The following is a 15,710-nucleotide window of genomic DNA, read 5'->3' on the forward strand; positions in this document are numbered from 1 at the left end:
CAGGCCGCAACATCGATTTGATACTACTCCCACGCCCCACGAAGCAGAATTTCTAAAGTCTGCTCGCTCACGGGTGTCTGCCGGTGGATTGTCAGATGCATTACTTGGCTTGCAGGTTCATGCCGGGAAGCGCAGGCGGCAGCGTGCAGCGGTCCTGCCGTGCCCCGGCAAGGAAGGCCTTGATGGTCGGGTTCACCATGTTGACCACGCGGTCGGCTCCAAGGCCGTTGCCGCCGAAGTTCATGTGCGTGGCGCCGTCGATGACGCCCATCCACTGGCACTGCTGCGCGCCGGTGCCGGGCAGGTCGTGCCAGGGTATTTGCCGCGCCTGCGGGCCGCCCTTGAGCGACTGGTCGCGCGTGCCAGTCAGGATGAGCATGGGCTTGTGGATGCCGCGCCAGCCGTGTTCGCCAAAGACCACGCCGGGACCTTCCGGGGAAAAGGCAACATAGGCATCAAAGCGGTCGGCCCCAGCCGGTGGGGTGCGGATGCCGATGATGTTTTGTGCGCCCGCCTCAAGCATGGTGGTGATCGCACCCATGGAGTGGCCCATCAGCACGCGGTAGGGCGCGTGACATTTCGCGTCGGCCCAGCGCAGGGTGGCGGTCACATCGACAAGGCGGTCCTGCTCGGCCTCGGGATCTTTCACCAAGGCTTCCACGCCGTTGCGGAAGCCCTGCTGGCGAATGTCGCCACGCAGGGCCTTCATGCCGCTCTCGCGGTGGCCCATGACGATCGCTGTGTAGCCAGCCTCGGAGAGCGCCTGCGCCAGGTAGCGGTAGCCGCGTTCGGAGCCGCCCGCGCCGTGCGAGATGATGGCCAGCGGCGCACATTCGCCCACAGGGTGCGCGGCGGAGTAGACCATCAGAGGCGTGCGCAAGCCGTCGGCTCGCGTGGCTTCAGCACGTTCCTGCGCCCACGCGCAGGCCGTCGGAAGCAGAATAGAAAGCAGGAGCAGCGCCAGCACGGGGCGCGGCAGGGAAACTCGCAGGGGAGATCGCATCAGGCTCACCTCGGTGCAAAGTTCGCGGACCGGCCATTCTAGCAACGTGCGGTGAATTTGCCATGAGTTCCACCGCCCGGAACCGCTACAATCGTTCCAGAGAGTAAACCCCATGAATGTGAGCTTGTTGTTCCAGAAAATTCTGAAGCCGGCCCTGGGTTGTACGGAGCCGGTTTCGGTGGCGCTGGCCTCGGCTGCAGCCTGCCAGTCGCTTTCCGGCTGGACGCCGGATGCTGTCCCCCCCCTGTCGTTTCCCGCGCCTGCTGCGGTGCGGCGCGTGCGCGTGCAGGTCTCGCGCAGCATCTTCAAGAACAGCTTTGCCATCATCATTCCCAATGCCGCCGGGCACAAGGGGCTGCCCATGGCGGCGGCGCTGGGCCTCTTCTGCGACCCCGCAAAGGGCATGAGCCTGTTGGAAGACCTGAACGAGGAAAAGCTGCGTGCGGCCGAGCAACTGGTGGCCGAGCGGCGCATCGCCATTGAGATTGCCGATGTATTTCCGTCGGACGTCTACATCCGCACCGAGATCGAACTGGAAGGTGCGAGTGCTGCCTGCGTCATCCACGGCGAGCACACGCGCGTGGAGTGCCTGTGGCGCGACGGCAAAGTGGTTTATGGCTCCGATGCCCAGAACGAAGGTGTAACGGAAGACGCCATGCTGCGCGAGTTTCGCGCGCTGCCGTTTGAAGACGTGGTTGCGATGGTGGACCAGTTGCCGCCTGATGTGGAGCAACTGCTGCGCCGCGCCATCGAGATGAATGTTTCCGCCTGCAAGGCCGCCATTGACCAGCCGATGGGCGTGGGCACCGGCTACTGGGGCGCGGGAGAGAACGGTGCCCAGCTTCACCAGATTGCCAACCTCACCGCCGCCGGCAGCGATGCCCGCATGGCCGGCTACCCGGTGGCGATCATGAGCTCGGCAGGCTCGGGCAACCAGGGCATCATGGCCACCATTCCGCTGGTGGTCTACGCCCGCTCGCGCTTCATCGCGGAAGACGAATTGTTGAAGGCTGTGGCGCTCTCGCACCTGGTGACCATGTACATCACCACGCATGTCGGCTACCTGTCGGCGCTGTGCGGCGTGGCCATCAAGGCTGGCATTGGCGCGGCCTGCGGCTTGACGCGGCTGATGGGCGGCGGGCTCGAAGAGATTTCGCGGGCGGTCAAAATCATGGCCGCCACGCTGACGGGGATGATCTGCGACGGCGCCAAGGCCGGATGCGCGCTCAAGGTCAGCAGCGCCTCCGACATGGCACTGCGCGCAGCCATGCTGGCCATGCGCCACGCCGAGGTGCCGGACGACAACGGAATTGTGGCTCACACGGCCACGGAGACCATTCACAACCTGGCAAGTCTGAATGTTTCCATGGCGAGCGTGGACCAGAAGATCATCGACATCATGCTGGCCAAGATCTAAAAGCGCGTCGAGGGTGCCAACGCGCCGAACCATGAAGTCCGGCGGCCGGGAAGGGCAGCGGCAAAGGAGAGTCATGGAGCAGAAGACAGACATGCATGCGGCAGCCGTAGGGGCAGCGAAGTCGGGCGAGACACCGAAGGCTGCGCCGATTCGTGCGGCGGTCATCACCGTCTCCGACCGTTGCGCGGCCGGGACGATGATTGACACGGCAGGACCGGCGGCGGCCGATCTGTTGCGCGAAAAGCTCGGAGCAGAGATCGTCGCCATGCGTCTGGTGCCCGATGAGGTTGAGCAGATCGCCGCCGCCATCTGCGAGCTTTGCGACCAGCATGCCGAGTTGATTCTGACTGCGGGCGGCACCGGCATGAGCGCACGCGACGTGACGCCGGAGGCAACGCGCACGGTGATTGACCGCGAGATGCCGGGGCTGGCCGAAGCCATGCGCGTCAGCTCGGCGCAGGTGACTCCCAATGCGTGGCTCTCTCGCGCGATTGCCGGGACACGCGGCCAAACGCTGGTGGTGAATCTGCCCGGCAGCAAGAAGGCTGCGACCGAAAACCTGACGGCTCTGCTGCCGATTTTGCCGCACGCGGTGAAGATGATGCGCAACGAGACGGCACATCCGGAGAACGACGCCGACCGGATGGTGAAGGCCACCACAGCGACCACGACGAATGGCAAACAGGACCAATGATGGCCTGGGACACAGGGATCATGAATGAGGTGATTGCTCCGGGCGCCGCGGTTGTGGGCGTGTGCGGCGTCTCGCCGGTGGCTGTTGCGGGCTTGGTGGAAGCCGCGTCCGTGCAGTTGGCAGCGCAGGGGCTGGACGTTGCCGTGGTGCACACGGACGATGGGCCGCTCGCTCGGCTCGCGCTTGCGCATGACCTGCTGCTGGTGACGTGCAGCGTCGAGTCTGCGGTGGCGAAGGTGTGGCTGGCTGGTGACGACGCGCCTGAGCCTTCCGTGGGCGCTCGAAACAATCTGCTGACAATTCCGCATGGCGAACAGCAACTGCCGCAGCTTGTCTCCTCTCTGGCGCAGAGCGTGGCGCGCGCATGGACGTCGCGGCCGATTCTTGGGGGAGTCCTCATCGGCGGAAAGAGCACGCGCATGGGCAGTCCCAAACAGTTGCTGCCGTTCCGGGGAAGCACGCTGGGAGAGATTGTGACGGGTGCGCTCAGTGGAGGAATTTCCGCGAAAACAGAGGGGCATGGCGAATCGCTGGCCATCCTCGGTGGGGGTGAGTTGCCGCCTTCGCTCCAAGATCTAACGCGGCTCGCGGATGTGCCGCGCATGTTCGGGCCAATCGCAGGCCTGCTGGCGGCACACCGCTGGAAGCCCGAAGCCGCGTGGGTACTGGCCGCGTGTGACCACCCGTTGCTGAGCGCGGACGATGTGCAGAGGCTGATACGGCAGCGGCGTCCGGGGCGCTGGGCGGTGGTGCCAAAGCAGCCGGACGGGCACGCCTGCCCAACATTCGCGCTCTTTGAACCGCAGGCGCTCGAGGTGCTGGAGCACTCGGCTACGGTGAAGGAGCCGGAGCGTATGCGCATTGCCGAGCTTTTCGATCACCCGCGCACCGCGCTCGTGGAGCACCCGGCGCGGGGTCTGTTCAACGCCAACACGCCCGCCGAGTTTGAGCAGGCGGCGGAGATGGCTCAGCAGAATTAGATTCGGGGCAGGTGTTCGAATCGCGCGTGAGTCCCCTGTTCTGCGGTAACGATGGTGCGGTGGATCGTGCGGCCGCTGCGTGCCTCACTCGGATATCATTACAAATATGAATGCAGTGTCAGGCACACGCTCGCGCTCCCCGCGTGGAAGGGGATTCATCCGTTCGTTTTTCAAGTGGCTATTTCTCTGTCTCGTGGCGGGGTGGGGGCTTGCGGTTCTGACGCTGGTGGCGATCAAGTGGATCGATCCGCCGACAACTGCCGTGCACGTACAGCGCCGCGTGCAGGCCTTCATTCATCAGACGCCGTACCAGGAGCGCTACAAGTTCGTGCCGCTCAGCCAGATTTCTCCGAATTTCCAGCACGCCGTCATTTCGGCGGAAGATGCGCGCTTCTACAAACACCACGGCTTTGACTGGCGGGCCATTCAGCTTGCGGCGCAGGAAGACATGGAAGGCGGCCGCACGCGCGGCGGCTCCACGCTCACACAACAACTGGTGAAGAACATCTTCTTCGGCACCGGGCGCTCGTTCCTGCGCAAGGGCGCCGAGGCGACGATCGTTCCCATGGCAGAGCTGATTCTCGGCAAGCAGCGGATATTGGAGCTTTACCTCAACGTTGTCGAGTGGGGTCCCGGTGTTTACGGCGCGGAGGCGGCCTGCCGCTACCACTACAAGTCTTCTGCGCGGAGCATTGGCAGGGAACAGGCGGCGCGGCTAGCGGCAATTCTGCCTTCACCACTCAAACGCAAGCCCGAACGCATGAGCCATTACAGCGCGGTCATCCTGCGCCGCATGAGCCAAGTCGGCTGGTAGCAGCCGCGACTATCGATTTTCCAGAAGAAAAGGAAGGAAACGACGGTGGAGGGTTACTCCACCGTCACAGACTTGGCCAGGTTGCGCGGCTGATCAACGTCGCAGCCGCGGCGGATGGCGATGTGGTAAGCCAGCAGTTGCAGCGGCACAATTTCCAGAATTGGCAGCAGCAGCTCCGGCGCCTTGGGGATGTAGATGACGTGGTCGGCCGACTCGCGAATCTCCTCGTCGCCTTCGACGGCGATGGCAATCACACGGCCGGAGCGCGCCTTCACTTCCTTCAGGTTGCTGATGGTCTTCTCGTAGCGCAGCACGCTGCCCGGATCATTGTCATCGCGCGTGGCCATGATGACGACCGGCAGGTCCTCATCAATCAGCGCGTTGGGGCCGTGCTTCATCTCGCCGGCAGCATAGCCTTCGGCGTGGATGTAGGAGATTTCCTTCAATTTCAACGCGCCTTCCAGCGCGATGGGGAAGTGGATGCCACGTCCAAGGTAGAGGAAGTCGCGGGCACGCTGATAGCGCTTTGCGAGCGCCTCAAGCTCCTCGTCGCAGCCGAGCAGTGCTTCCAGTTTGCCGGGCAGGCGTGAAAGCTCCGTGACCAGGTGGTGAGATTGTTCCTCATTCAGCGTGCCGCGCACCTGCCCCAGATACATGGCAAACAGGAACAGCGCGGCCAACTGCGAGGTGAATGCCTTGGTTGAGGCAACACCAATCTCCGGGCCGGCGTGCGTGTAGATGGTGCCGTTGGCTTCGCGCGCGATCATGGCGCCCACCACGTTGCACACCGCGATGGTCTTGCAGCCCTTGGCCTTGCTCTCACGCTGCGCGGCGATCGTGTCGGCGGTTTCGCCCGACTGCGTAATCAGCAGCGCGATGTCGCTCGGCTCCATGATCGGGTCGCGATAGCGGAATTCGCTGGCGTAGTCGAGTTCGACAGGCACGCGCGCCAGCCGCTCGATCATGTACTTGCCGGCCATGCCGGCGTGCCAACTGGTGCCGCAGGCGGCAATGTAGAGCTTGTCGACGGCCTTCAACTCGGCCTCGGTGAACTCCATCTCATCGAGGAAGATTTTTCCGGTCTCAAGCGACATGCGGCCCAGCGAGGTATCGCGGACGGCGCGCGGCTGCTCGTAAATTTCTTTGAGCATGAAGTGCTTGAAGCCGCCCTTTTCCGCCATGATCGGGTCCCAGGTCACATGCTGCACATCGCGATGAATGGGCTTGCCGTCAAAGTCGGTAAGCGTGACGCCGTTGGGCGTGAGCACCGCGAGGTCGCCATCGGCCATAAAGAACAGGTCGCGTGTGTGATGCAGGATGGCCGGCACGTCGCTGGCGACGAAGTATTCATCGTTGCCCAGTCCGATGACCGCCGGGGGGCCGTTGCGAGCGGCAACAATCTTGTTCGGCTCATCGGAGCAGATGACGGCGAGCGCAAAGACGCCGGTCAGCAGCTTTACGGTCTTGCGCACCGCTTCTTCCAGCGCAATCTTGGTTTCGCCCTGGAAGTAGAACTTCTCGATCAGGTGGGCGATGATCTCGGTGTCGGTTTCCGTGTTGAAGGTGTGGCCTTCTTCGCGGAGTTGGCGCTTGAGCGGCATGTAGTTTTCCACAATGCCGTTGTGGACGACGACGATCTTGCCCGTGCAGTCGCGGTGCGGATGCGCATTCTCTTCGCTCGGACGGCCGTGCGTGGCCCAGCGCGTGTGGCCAATGCCATACGTGCCGTCGATCGGCTTCAGGCGGATGACCTCTTCGAGGTTGCGCAGCTTGCCTTCGGCGCGGCGGATCTGCAATCCGTCTCCGTTGCCGCCCACGGCAATGCCCGCCGAGTCGTAACCGCGATATTCCAGCCGCTTCAGTCCATCAAGAATGACGGGGACGACGCGCTTTTTGCCAACGTATCCGACAATTCCGCACATGGGAACACTCCTTCTCCGCGAATTGAACACCGCAAGCCGCAAGAAGTCTCGGCCGCGTGACAACGAGGGGGAACGCGAGGCAGGCTACTCTTCGATGGAGTAGCGGAATTCTTCAATGACGGGATTGGTGAGCACTTCGCGTGCTGCCTTCTCAATCTCGGTCTTGGCGGCTTCCTTGCTTAATGAGTCGTCGAGCGTGATCTCGAAGTATTTGCCCTGGCGAACGTCGGCCATGCCCTGGTACCCCATCTTGGCCAGCGCGCCCTGTATGGTTTTGCCCTGCGGATCGAGGACACTCTTCTTCAGCGAAACGTAAACGTAGGCTTTCATCGCGAATGTCTGATTATAACGCACCCCGCTGAGATTCTCCTTCTGGCGGCGGAGACAGGGACGCGGACTCAATTCTATGATGATTCCATGTTTCGTCCACTGCTTTTCCTGCTGCTGACCACGCAGTTGTTTGCGCAGAGCCCGCTTCATGAGCGGCTGACAGCCATCGCCGGAGCCTCCCAGGGAAAGCTCCATGTAGCCTGCTCGCTGCCGGGCACGGTGCTGGACTGCGACCTGAATCCGCGGGGGCACCCTTCGATGCAATCGGTCTTCAAGCTGCCGGTGGCGGTGGTTGCGCTGCAGCAGGTGGAGTCCGGGCGGCTCTCGCTGGACCAAAAGGTGCACTTCGCGCCCGCGGACCGCATTCTGCCGCGCACGCACAGCGAGTTGCAGGACCGCTTTCCTCACGGAAACGCGGATGTGACATTGCGTGAGCTGCTGGCCCTCTCGGTCACCACAAGTGACAACGCGGCAGCCGATCTGGTTTTAAAGGCCGTCGGCGGCCCCAAAGCGGCGCAGCAGGCGATTGCAAAGCTGGGGATTCGGGGATTCCATATCGAGGACAACGAACACCGGCTGCACAAGGATTGGCAGGCGCAATATCGCAACTGGTTTGAGCCGGTCGCGGCCGTGGCACTGCTGAGGCTGTTGAATGACCGCTCGCCGCTGACGCCGGAGCACACGGCGCTGCTCTTTGGCTGGATGCGAAATTCGCCGATCGGTGCGCAGCGCATACGGGCCGAACTGCCGCCGCAGACGGTGACCTACGACAAAACCGGAAGCTCCGGCACGCGCGATGGTCTGGCTGCGGCAACCAACAACATCGGCCTCATTGAGTTGCCGGACGGACGTCGGCTCGCCGTGGCGATCTTCCTCACGGATTCGCGCGCGGATTCCGATGCGCGCAATCGCACCATCGCTGCAGCGGCCCGCGCGATCTATGACGCTGCCGTGGCCCAACACTGAGAAGGTCGAGACAGCTTCACGGACAAGAAGAAGGGCGGCATCATGCCGCCCTTCTTCCTTCTTTAAGAACCCGTAGCGATCAGAGTCCGAATAGTTCCCGCAGGCGGCGCGTTTGTGCGCGGCTGACGGGGATTTCCGTCTGCTTCTTGTCGTCCATGCGGATCTGATACGAACTCTTGAACCACGGCACCACTTCTTTAATGCGGTTGATGTTGACCAGATACGAGCGGTGGGCGCGCCAGAAAATTGACGGGTCGAGCGCCGCCAAAAGTTCTTCCAGCGTGCGGCAGTTTGACTGGCCCTCCATGCCCTGCGCCACCACGGTGATGACGCCGTCCTCAATGGAGGCGAAGCAGATGTCCTTCTGGTCGACCAGGAACAGGCGGCCGCCGGACTTCAGCAGCACCTTCGAGGTCTGCGGCTTCTGCTGTTCTTCCAGCAGGCGCACCAGAGTGTCCAGCTTCTGGGTGGGAGGCACGGCGGCCTCAAGGTTCTTGCGGGCGCGTTCCACGGCCTGCACCACGCGCTTCTTGTCGAAGGGTTTCAGCAGGTAGTCGAGCGCGTTCACCTCAAAGGCACGCACGGCGTACTGGTCAAAGGCGGTGGCAAAGATGATCTGCGGCGGCGTGACCTTGTGCTCCAGCAGCTTCTTGATGACGCCGAAGCCGTCGAGTCCGGGCATCTGCACGTCAAGAAACACGAGGTCGGGAGAGTGTTCGCGGATGAGGTTGACGGCTTCGAGGCCGTTCTTGCCCTGCGCAATGACCTCTACGTCCGGTACGTCCTGCAACAGGTAGGCGAGTTCGTCGCGCGCCAGTTGTTCGTCGTCCACGATCACCACGGAAAGTGCCATGGGTAGCTCCTGCGGAAAAGTATAGCTGATGGCGTGTGAGGCGTGGACGGTGCGCGGGCACCGCAGGCTTGCGGAATGGGATTCTGCTCGCGTCCGCGGGTTTCAATCGTCTGATGCCTGTAGAATGGTTGGATGGGCGCAGCCGCGCCCGGACAGCAGAGAGCCCTATGAGCGACATTCTTTTTGGCATACACCCGGTAAGCGAGGCGCTGAAGCGCGCCGAACGCCGATTCGACCATGTTTCCATCGCGAAGGACCGCAACGATCCTCGCGTGCAGCGCATCATTGAAGATTGCCGCGCGCAGGGCATCAGCGTGCGCTTTGTGCCGCGCGAAGACATTGACCGCCTGACCCGCACCAGCAACCACCAGGGCGTGATGGCGCAGACCTCCAGCAAGAAGTTTCTCGACGTTGAGGACCTGCTGGAGTCCAAGCGCGGCGAGCACAATTTCCTTCTTGTTCTGGATGGCGTGGAGGACCCACACAACCTGGGCGCGCTGCTGCGCTCGGCCGACGGCGCAGGCGTCGATGGCGTCGTCATTCCGGAGCGCCGCGCCGCGGGCATCAGCGGCACGGTGGTGAAGAGTTCCGCCGGAGCCGCCGAACACCTGAAGGTGGCTCGCGTGGTGAACATTGCGCGCACTCTCGACGAATTGAAGCAGAAGAACGTCTGGATCGTCGGACTGGATGAGCGCGGCGAACAGACTTACGACGAGCTGGACTACCACATGAATTGCGCCATCGTGATGGGCGCCGAAGGGCATGGGTTGCACGACCTCGTCCGCCGAAAGTGCGACATGCTGGTGTCCATTCCGATGATGGGCGCCGTCGATTCGCTGAATGTTTCCGTGGCCGGAGGCATTGTGATGTACGAGGTGCTGCGGCAGCGCAAAGCGACGCCGGAGAAAGGGAAGAAGAAGCGGTGAAGATTCTGCGCGCGTTGGCGCTTGCTGCATTTGTCTGTTCGCTGTTCGCGCCGGCGCACGCGCTGGATCGTCACGCCTTTGCCTTTCCGCAGACGCGCCTGCGCGTGATGGTCAACACCGCGGGCCACGCCGTTTCGGCCACTGGAACCGTGGAGGTTCGCAACATCTCGCAGCAGCCGCAGCGGGATGTCTCCTTGCAAATCAGCTCCTCGCTGGAGTGGAAACGCGTGCTGTTCGGCGAGGAGGAACTCAGCTTCGTCGCTGCCGACTACACCACTGATATTGACCACACCGGCGTTCTCTCCGAGGCCGTGGTGCGCCTGCCGGAGCCGCTCGCACCCGGCGCGAGCACAACATTGCGCGTGGAATATGAAGGGACCATCGAAGCCGATGGCACGCGGCTGACCGCGATTGGCACGCCGGCCGAAGTGGCCGCACGCAGCGAGTGGGACCAGCTTGCGCCGCAGTTTGCCGCCGTGCGCGGCGTTGGCAACGTGGCGTGGTATCCAGTGGAGACCGAGGCTGCCAGCCTCTCAAACGGCAGCGAACTCTACGACGAGATTGCGCTGTGGAAGGCGCGCGAAGCCGGCGCAACGCTGGAAGTAACATTCCTGTGGAGCGAGGGCGAGAAGTCTTCGCCCATCCGGCTGGTGACCAACGGAGAGGCGCAGCCCGCGGGCGAGAAGCCCGCCGAGGGCCGCGCGGTTGCGACGATCCGTTTCAAGGCGTCGGAAGTTCCGGTCTTCACTCTTGCCCCGTTTTCCATCCAGGACCACGAAGGCAGCGTCGTTTACTATCTTGCGCCGCACGGCAATGCTGCGCGCGAATATGCCATCTCCGTGGAGCGGACGGCGGGGGTGCTGGAAGACTGGCTTGGCAGGCCGCGCCGCAAGGTTGTCATCGTCGATCTTGCGGATTCAAAGGCTCTGCCGTTCGACGCTGGTTCGTTTCTGTTCGTGCCGCTCCAACACAATGCGGAAGGCGCGCTCGACACAGCATTGGCGCGCACCATTGCGCATGCCTGCTTCAGTTCGCCGCGCCCGTGGATCAACGAGGGCCTCGCGGGGCTTGCGCAGGTGCTGGTTCGGGAGCGCGAGTTCGGTCGCCGTGCCGCCGTCACCTACCTCAACCAGTTTGCAGACGCGCTGGCCACCGCCGACCGCCCCGGGGCAAAGCTGAGTGCGGCGGCAGCCGAGCCTGCTCCCGGCGATGCCGCGCAGCCCACGCCGGTAATTGCCCCGCAGCCGCTCACGCAGACCAGCGATCAACTTTTCTTCCGCACCAAGGCAACGTTTGTGTGGTGGATGCTGCGCGACATGCTCGACGATGATGCGCTGCGCGGCGCTATCGCCGCCTACCGCGCCGCTGATGACCACGAGCCTTCCTACATGCAGCGGCTGATTGAATCGCGCATCGGCAAGCGCAGCCTTGAGCAGTTCTTTGACGACTGGGTCTACCGTGACCGCGGCCTACCGGACTTCACCGTGGAGAGCGTTGGCGTGCGCAAGCTGCTGGTGAACAACGAATACGTGGCCGCCGTCACGGTGCAAAACCTGGGCGGTGCCGGCGCGGAAGTGCCGGTGGTTGTGCGCTCGCTCCGTGGCGAACGCGTGGGCCGCGTGGAAGTGCCCGCGCATGGCAAGGCCACCATCCGCATCCCCACAACGGACGAGCCAACGGAAGTCACTGTGAATGACGGCAGCGTGCCCGAGGGCGACGTGAGCAACAACTCCTACCGCGTGGAGTCCTCCTCCAAATAGTGCTGCGGACTTGCGCGCGGCTCCGCCCGGGACTACAACATTCTGTCGGGCAGGGACAAGGAGGGCGCTGTGGGTTACATACAGTTCCTGGGAGCGGCGGGCACGGTCACCGGCTCCAAACATCTCATTAACACAAATGGCGACGTGGCCGGCAAAACCGGCTCGCAGATCCTTGTCGATTGCGGCATGTTCCAGGGGCCGAAGGAATGGCGGCTGAAGAACTGGGAAGAGATGCCGCTGGACCCGCGCAACCTGGAAGCAGTCATCCTGACGCACGCGCATCTTGACCACAGCGGCTGGCTGCCGCGCCTGGTGCGCGAAGGCTTCCGCGGGCCAATTTACGCGACGCCTCCCACGGTCGATCTGTGCGGCATTGTACTGCCGGACTCCGCCTATCTGCAGGAAGAAGACGCGGCGTACCACAACAAGACCAAGAGCTCCAAGCACACGCCCGCCCTGCCGCTTTACACGGTGGAAGACGCCAACGCGGCTCTGCGGCAGTTGCAGCCCGTTGCGTACCGCGAGAGCGTGCAGATTACGCCGGAGCTGAGCTTCCGCTTCGTGCACTCGGCGCACATCCTTGGCGCGGCCATGGCGGAAATCACTCTCAATACTCCGAACGGCCCGCGCCTGCTGCTGTTCACCGGCGACATTGGCCGCGTGCGCGACAACAACATTGCGCCGGGCAAGGTGGTGCACTCCGGTCCCGTGGAAGGCGAAGGCCCTGATGTGCTGGTGATGGAGTCGACCTACGGAGACCGCCGCCATCCGCATGTGGACCCTCGTCCGGAGCTGGCAAAGCTGATTACGGAGACGGCGGCCCGAGGCGGCAGCGTGCTGGTGCCGGCCTTTGCCGTGGAGCGCACACAGAAGTTCCTCTTCCTGCTCAAGCTGATGATGGAGCAGAACCTGATTCCGCGCGTTCCCGTTTTTGCTGATTCGCCCATGGCGATCAAGGCGGTGGAGATCTTCCTGAAGCACAAGGAAGAGTTCAGTGAGATTGCCAAAGAGATGATCGCCAGCTACGGCTCGCCGCTGGAGTGGCCGGAGTTCCACTTCGCGGAAAAGGCCGAGGAGTCGAAGAAGATTAACGAATGCCGCTACCCGTGCATCATCGTCTCTTCCAACGGCATGTGCATGGGCGGGCGCATTCAGCACCATCTTTCCCAGCGGCTGGCGGACTCGCGCAACCTCATCCTGTTTATCGGCTTCCAGGCACGGGGCACCCGTGGACGCCAGATCAAGGACCGAGCTCCTGAGGTAAAAATTTACGGCAATATCATTCCCGTGCACGCGCAGGTGGCGTCGCTGGAGCAGTTCAGCGACCACGCCGATACGCCTGAGTTGTTGGAGTGGCTGGAGACCTTCAAGAAGACGCCGCATATCACGCACATCGTCCACGGCGAACCGGAGGCCGCGCAGGCCTTGAAGGAGGCGATTGTGGATACGCTGCGCTGGAATGTCTCCATTGCGAGCTACAAGCAGAAGGTGGCGGTGGAATAGAAATAGTTCCCAGTTTCAGGTTTCGAGTTGCAGGCGGGCCGAAGATTCGGCCCGCTTCCTTTTGCAGGAATGCCCAACGCTTTTGCGGAAATGCGCCGCCGCTACTGAAACTGCGCCGCGCGCGAACCCTCACCTCATAAACAGCAAAACAACTGGAATGCTTCTCTGCATCCTGTCTCCGGCGGCAGATGATTGCTTCGCGGATGATGGAGGAAACAGATTCTCGTATGCAGGAAATCCGGTCGGAGAATTCACGTTTGCGCGTCCATGCGCTTCGTGTTTACTTCCAACGGCCAGGCAAATATAATCGCGTGTTTCGACGCAGGCCGGTGACGTCCGCCGGCTGAGACCATTGAAAGGACGAACCAACCGCCGGGAGCAAGCTGTTGGGGTCTTGGTACCCGGCAACTTGCAGGCCAAAGCCTGCACCACCGAACTATGAAAATTCACGAGTACCAGGCAAAAGCCATTCTGTCGAAGTACGGAGTTGCGGTGCCGCGCGGCGTGATGGTCACATCACGCGAGGAAGCCGAGCGCGCCGCAAAGGACTTGATGAGCGCCGGTGCCACGGGCGCGGTCGTCAAGGCGCAAATTCACGCCGGAGGCCGCGGCAAGGGCGGCGGCGTCAAGATTGCCAAGAGCTGGCAGGAGGCCGGAGAACTGGCCGCCAAGATGCTCGGCATGACGCTGGTGACGCACCAGACCGGCCCGGAAGGCAAGGTGGTCAACCGTCTGCTGGTGGAAGAGACGCTGCCCATCGCCAGCGAACTTTATCTCGGCATCCTGCTCGATCGTGCGGTCTCGCGGCCGGTCTTCATGGCCTCCGCCGCGGGCGGCATGGAGATCGAGGAGGTCGCGGCAAAGAACCCCGACGCCATCATCAAGGAGTACATTGATCCGGCGATCGGCTTCCAGGCATTCCAGGCGCGCAAAATCGCCTTCAAGCTCGGCCTGAAGCCGGAGTTCATCGCCCCGGCCGTCAAGTTCATGCTCGCGCTCTATCGGGCCTATGAGGACACCGATAGTTCGCTGTTTGAGATCAACCCGTTCATCACCACCACGGACGGGCGGGTCTTTGCGCTCGACGCCAAAGTGAACTTCGACGATAACGCGCTCTACCGCCACGCCGACCTGAAGGAACTGCGCGACGTGACCGAGGAGGAGCCGCTGGAGGTCGAGGCCAGCAAGTACAGCCTCAACTACATCAAGCTCGACGGCAACGTGGGCTGCATGGTGAACGGCGCGGGCTTGGCCATGGCCACCATGGACATCATCAAGTTTGCCGGCGGCATGCCCGCCAACTTCCTTGACGTGGGCGGCGGCGCCAACGCCGAGCAGGTGACGCACGCGTTTGAAATCCTGCTGGCCGATAAGCACGTGAAGGCCGTGCTCATCAACATCTTCGGCGGCATCCTGCGCGTGGACACCCTGGCGACCGGCGTGGTCGAAGCGGCCAAGAAGACCAACATCCAGTTGCCCATCGTGCTGCGTCTGGAGGGTACGAATGTGGAGCAGGGCCGCGAAATCCTGAAGAACAGCGGCTTCAAGTTCATCGTGGCCGAAAACATGGAAGATGCGGCCAAGAAGGTGGTGGCTGCGGCGGGAGGTGCGCGATGAGCATTCTGGTCAACGAAAGCACAAAGGTCATCGTGCAGGGGCTCACCGGGCGTGAAGGCACGTTCCACGCCAAGGCCTGCGCCGAATACGGCACCAAGATTGTGGGCGGTGTGACGCCAGGCAAGGGCGGCACCAAGCACGAGGGTTGGCCCATCTTCAACACCGTGGAAGACGCGGTGAAGCAGACAGGCGCGAACTGCTCCATCATCTTTGTTCCACCGCCATTCGCGGCCGAGGCCATCATGGAGGCCGTGGATGCGGGCCTGCCGCTGGTGGTCTGCATCACCGAGGGCATTCCGGCGCGCGACATGGTGACCGTGTGGCGCTACATGGAGGGCAAGCCGACGCGGCTGATCGGCCCGAACTGTCCGGGCATCATCTCGCCGGGCAAGTGCAAGCTGGGCATCATGCCGGCGCGCATTCATCTGCCGGGACACATCGGCATCGTCTCGCGCTCGGGCACGCTGACCTATGAGGCCGTTCACCAGCTCACGCTGCGCGGCATCGGCCAGTCAACGGCCATCGGCATCGGCGGCGACCCGATCATCGGCACCAACTTTGTGGATGCCCTGCGCCTGTTCAACGAGGACCCGGAGACCGAGGCCATCGTGATGATCGGCGAAATTGGCGGCAATGCCGAGGAGACTGCTGCGGCCTACGTCAAGGAGCACGTGAAGAAGCCGGTGGTGAGCTTCATCGCCGGGCAGACCGCGCCGCCGGGACGCCGCATGGGCCACGCCGGAGCCATCATCAGCGGAGGCAAGGGAACCGCCGCCGAGAAGATGAAAGCTCTGGAAGAAGCAGGTATCATGGTAGCTAAGTCGCCGGCGCTCATCGGGGAAACCCTGGTGAAGGCGCTCGGTGCCAAGGCCGCGAAGCAATAAGAGGCAGGCCTCCGCCGTGGCGGAGAGTCGGCCAGGACTTC

14 protein-coding genes are annotated in these 15,710 nt (G+C 63.0%); 10 read left to right on the forward strand and 4 right to left on the reverse strand.

What is annotated here, in order from left to right; all coding sequences use genetic code 11:
• Positions 1-100: 100 nt before the first annotated feature.
• Complete coding sequence (locus AC6IZO_RS01915) at positions 101-1,003, reverse strand: alpha/beta hydrolase family protein (RefSeq protein ID WP_497807444.1); 903 nt, start codon at positions 1,001-1,003, stop codon at positions 101-103.
• Between the two features lie 124 nt (positions 1,004-1,127).
• Here AC6IZO_RS01915 and AC6IZO_RS01920 point away from each other — a divergent pair, with 124 nt between their 5' ends.
• The 4 genes from AC6IZO_RS01920 (at position 1,128) to mtgA (ending at position 4,908) form a co-directional block, all read left to right on the forward strand.
• Positions 1,128-2,420: an L-cysteine desulfidase family protein gene (locus AC6IZO_RS01920; RefSeq protein WP_497807446.1), complete on the forward strand. Its 1,293-nt coding sequence runs from the start codon at positions 1,128-1,130 to the stop codon at positions 2,418-2,420.
• Between the two features lie 73 nt (positions 2,421-2,493).
• Positions 2,494-3,114, forward strand: coding sequence for a MogA/MoaB family molybdenum cofactor biosynthesis protein (locus tag AC6IZO_RS01925; RefSeq protein WP_497807448.1), 621 nt, complete (start codon positions 2,494-2,496; stop codon positions 3,112-3,114).
• 20 nt (positions 3,115-3,134) lie between these two features.
• Positions 3,135-4,094: a molybdenum cofactor guanylyltransferase gene (gene mobA / locus AC6IZO_RS01930; protein ID WP_497807450.1), complete on the forward strand. Its 960-nt coding sequence runs from the start codon at positions 3,135-3,137 to the stop codon at positions 4,092-4,094.
• 106 nt (positions 4,095-4,200) lie between these two features.
• On the forward strand, positions 4,201-4,908 hold the full coding sequence (gene mtgA / locus AC6IZO_RS01935; RefSeq protein ID WP_497807452.1) for a monofunctional biosynthetic peptidoglycan transglycosylase: 708 nt from the start codon (positions 4,201-4,203) through the stop codon (positions 4,906-4,908).
• A gap of 53 nt (positions 4,909-4,961) precedes the next feature.
• On the opposite strand, the gene glmS is transcribed toward mtgA, so the two are convergent.
• Both glmS and purS read right to left on the reverse strand, forming a co-directional pair.
• Entirely contained in the window at positions 4,962-6,830 is a 1,869-nt protein-coding gene (glmS, locus tag AC6IZO_RS01940) for a glutamine--fructose-6-phosphate transaminase (isomerizing) (RefSeq protein ID WP_497807454.1), read from the reverse strand.
• A gap of 84 nt (positions 6,831-6,914) precedes the next feature.
• A complete protein-coding gene (purS, locus tag AC6IZO_RS01945; RefSeq protein ID WP_497807456.1) occupies positions 6,915-7,184 on the reverse strand; it encodes a phosphoribosylformylglycinamidine synthase subunit PurS in 270 nt (89 codons plus the stop codon).
• A 63-nt stretch (positions 7,185-7,247) separates the two neighbouring features.
• On the opposite strand from purS, the gene bla reads away from it, so the two are divergent.
• Positions 7,248-8,126 (forward strand): class A beta-lactamase, encoded by an 879-nt coding sequence (gene bla, locus AC6IZO_RS01950; RefSeq protein WP_497807458.1) that lies wholly within the window; start codon positions 7,248-7,250, stop codon positions 8,124-8,126.
• A gap of 79 nt (positions 8,127-8,205) precedes the next feature.
• Here the strand turns inward: bla and AC6IZO_RS01955 are convergent, their stop codons facing one another.
• The gene (locus tag AC6IZO_RS01955) at positions 8,206-8,979 is read right to left on the reverse strand and encodes a LytR/AlgR family response regulator transcription factor (protein WP_497807460.1); all 774 of its coding nucleotides are present in this window, start codon (positions 8,977-8,979) and stop codon (positions 8,206-8,208) included.
• A gap of 167 nt (positions 8,980-9,146) precedes the next feature.
• Here AC6IZO_RS01955 and rlmB point away from each other — a divergent pair, with 167 nt between their 5' ends.
• The 5 genes from rlmB (at position 9,147) to sucD (ending at position 15,669) form a co-directional block, all read left to right on the forward strand.
• Positions 9,147-9,905: a 23S rRNA (guanosine(2251)-2'-O)-methyltransferase RlmB gene (gene rlmB / locus AC6IZO_RS01960; RefSeq protein ID WP_497807462.1), complete on the forward strand. Its 759-nt coding sequence runs from the start codon at positions 9,147-9,149 to the stop codon at positions 9,903-9,905.
• Positions 9,902-11,665 carry a M1 aminopeptidase family protein gene (locus AC6IZO_RS01965; protein WP_497807464.1) on the forward strand — a complete coding sequence of 588 codons (1,764 nt, stop codon included), beginning with the start codon at positions 9,902-9,904 and terminating at the stop codon, positions 11,663-11,665. The genes rlmB and AC6IZO_RS01965 overlap by 4 nt, the downstream gene beginning before the upstream one ends.
• A gap of 69 nt (positions 11,666-11,734) precedes the next feature.
• A complete protein-coding gene (locus AC6IZO_RS01970; RefSeq protein ID WP_497807466.1) occupies positions 11,735-13,168 on the forward strand; it encodes an MBL fold metallo-hydrolase RNA specificity domain-containing protein in 1,434 nt (477 codons plus the stop codon).
• Positions 13,169-13,606: 438 nt separating this feature from the next.
• Positions 13,607-14,785, forward strand: a complete 1,179-nt coding sequence (sucC, locus tag AC6IZO_RS01975; RefSeq protein ID WP_497807468.1) for an ADP-forming succinate--CoA ligase subunit beta — start codon at positions 13,607-13,609, stop codon at positions 14,783-14,785.
• Positions 14,782-15,669: a succinate--CoA ligase subunit alpha gene (gene sucD / locus AC6IZO_RS01980; RefSeq protein ID WP_497807470.1), complete on the forward strand. Its 888-nt coding sequence runs from the start codon at positions 14,782-14,784 to the stop codon at positions 15,667-15,669. The genes sucC and sucD overlap by 4 nt, the downstream gene beginning before the upstream one ends.
• The last annotated feature ends 41 nt before the right edge of the window (positions 15,670-15,710 follow it).

Source organism: Oryzophilus luti, from assembly GCF_059726245.1.